General features: G+C 63.1%; 1 protein-coding gene. It reads right to left on the reverse strand.

Annotated elements, in window-relative coordinates; translation table 11 throughout:
• Nucleotides 1–1,830, reverse strand: a 1,830-nt coding sequence (locus MUO23_14275) for a glycosyltransferase family 39 protein (protein MCJ7514116.1), incomplete at its 3' end; no start/stop codon positions are given.
• Nucleotides 1,831–2,023 lie beyond the last annotated feature (193 nt).

The raw sequence follows: 2,023 nt of genomic DNA on the forward strand, positions 1-2,023 counted from the left end.
CCGGGCGAACATCTCGGCACTCCACGGCTGCCCCAGGGCCAGAACCTTGGCTTCCTCTTGCGCGACCTCGTTCACAACCTGCATCGCCTCTCGGTACGACGTACACCAATGCTCCGGATCGTATCGACCCTGGGCCCCGCTAACGCCGCCGACAAACGCATTGAAGTAAGCGTACTGATACGGATGCATCCGCACCAGCCCAAGGATGCCTGGTGCCAATACCAGAGCCAGGAAGCCGATCCTCGCCCACGAGGATTTCAGGCGCGGCACGATCAACTCGATGCTCAAGCCTGAGAGGAGAAACAGCACCGGCAGGACGAACAGAAAGTGGCGGAGGTTGTCGTAGACCGTCATTCCCAAGAGGTAGACGCCGGCCAGCGGCACACCCAACCACAGGCCCATCACGAGTCCGGAGATCCAATCCGTTCTGCCTCGGGCCAACCGCCACACCAGCACCGGCAGACCCAGGAGGATCAGCAAGACGGCCGGCTCCGTCAACTCCAACGAGGCAAGTGTCGGGAAGTAGTTCCACGGCAGGTCTTCCGAGGGTAGGAACTCGCCGTTGAACAGCACCTTCTTCCCGCCGAATCGCGAGGCACTTGCCAGGCTTTCCAGGAAACGCTGGATTGGATCCGGCCAGAGGTAAGGCCAAGTCGCGTAGGTCGTGGCGGCAGCCACGCCCCAGAGCATGATGAAAGGCAGGAGCGCCCTTCTCTTCAACGTACCAAGCATATAGACGCTTACCAGCCCGCCAGCCAACACCCCGACCTGTCGGATCGTGACGGTGCATCCAAGCAGCACGCCGGATAGGAACCATAAAGGGAGCGGGCCCCGGAAGAGCGCCCGCAGGGCTTTCCGTATCGTCGGAATGGCCAGACTGGCCGTTCCGACGACGATGACCGTCACGATAGGAACAACCATCAGCCGCGAGATATTGAAGCCCGCGGCCAACTTCTCCTGATACAACGCCAGAGGGGTCTTGTATGCGTCCTGGGCAAGGCCGGAGAAGATCCGCTGGACAAGGGGCGAGGCACGGCCCTCGTACGCGGCTTGAAGAAGCGCCCCACTCTGAATGCGGAGCAATCCGATCAGCAACAGGTCACAGAGGGCGATCAGACCGAGTAGACAAGTCAGGGCCAGCCCAAGTTTCAGGCCGGTGGGGACAGCCCGCCAGTCTGCGACGACCGCGTTCCACTGGGTCCGGGAGGGGACATGGGCGGCTTCGGGGGGACGGTCTCCTCTCGCCTCCGCTTTGCGTTTCTGGCGCTCCACCGCCGCAAATCCGCTCGCCACTGTCGCCAAGAAGAACACCATGAAGGGGATGTCCTTCTGGTTGATGAAGGCGTAGCCAAACAGCAAGGGCTGGGTGGCGAACAGCAGGGATGCCATCCAGGCCGCGCTCCGCCGCACGAAACGCTGGGCAACAAGATAGAAGCACCAGACGCCCACCAAGAAGCCGAGGTAGTTGAAGAAGTGGCGTCCGTCTGGCCGTGCCCAGCCGGGGATCGTGCGGCCGATCGTGTCCCCGATCAACGCCCAAGGAATGAAGTAGACCGGGCCATGATCGGCCAACACGCTCGGGTCGTCGTACTGCGCGCCGGTCCCTAGGTACTCCCGGACCGATTGCCGGCCAACTCGGGCATTGAAGTACTCGTCGGTTGATGCCCCGAAGTCATTGCCGATTGCCAAGCCAACCGCAAGGCACAGCAACAGGAAGCCCCCCAGAGCCCAACTCCAGGCAAGTGAGCCCTCCGGGGGGATGCGCCCGCGCCCGAAGCCCCGGCGCGTCGGGCTCGTTCTTTGCTCGGCCGAGGGGACCTTAGCAGACACGACGATGGCTCCCTCGCAGATCGATCGGTGCGGATGATGTTCGCCGGCAGGGCCCGGGGGCCGGAGGTGGCAGAGACCCGAACTCCAACACGGGCTGGCCGATGGGTAGGTCGAGCGATTGAGGATTCTGCCGAAGGGTGTGATATGGGGAGTTCATCTGCCGCTGTCCGTTGGGACGGGGCACGCCGGCCCA

The organism is Anaerolineales bacterium, from assembly GCA_022866145.1.
Lineage (GTDB): Bacteria > Chloroflexota > Anaerolineae > Anaerolineales > E44-bin32 > PFL42.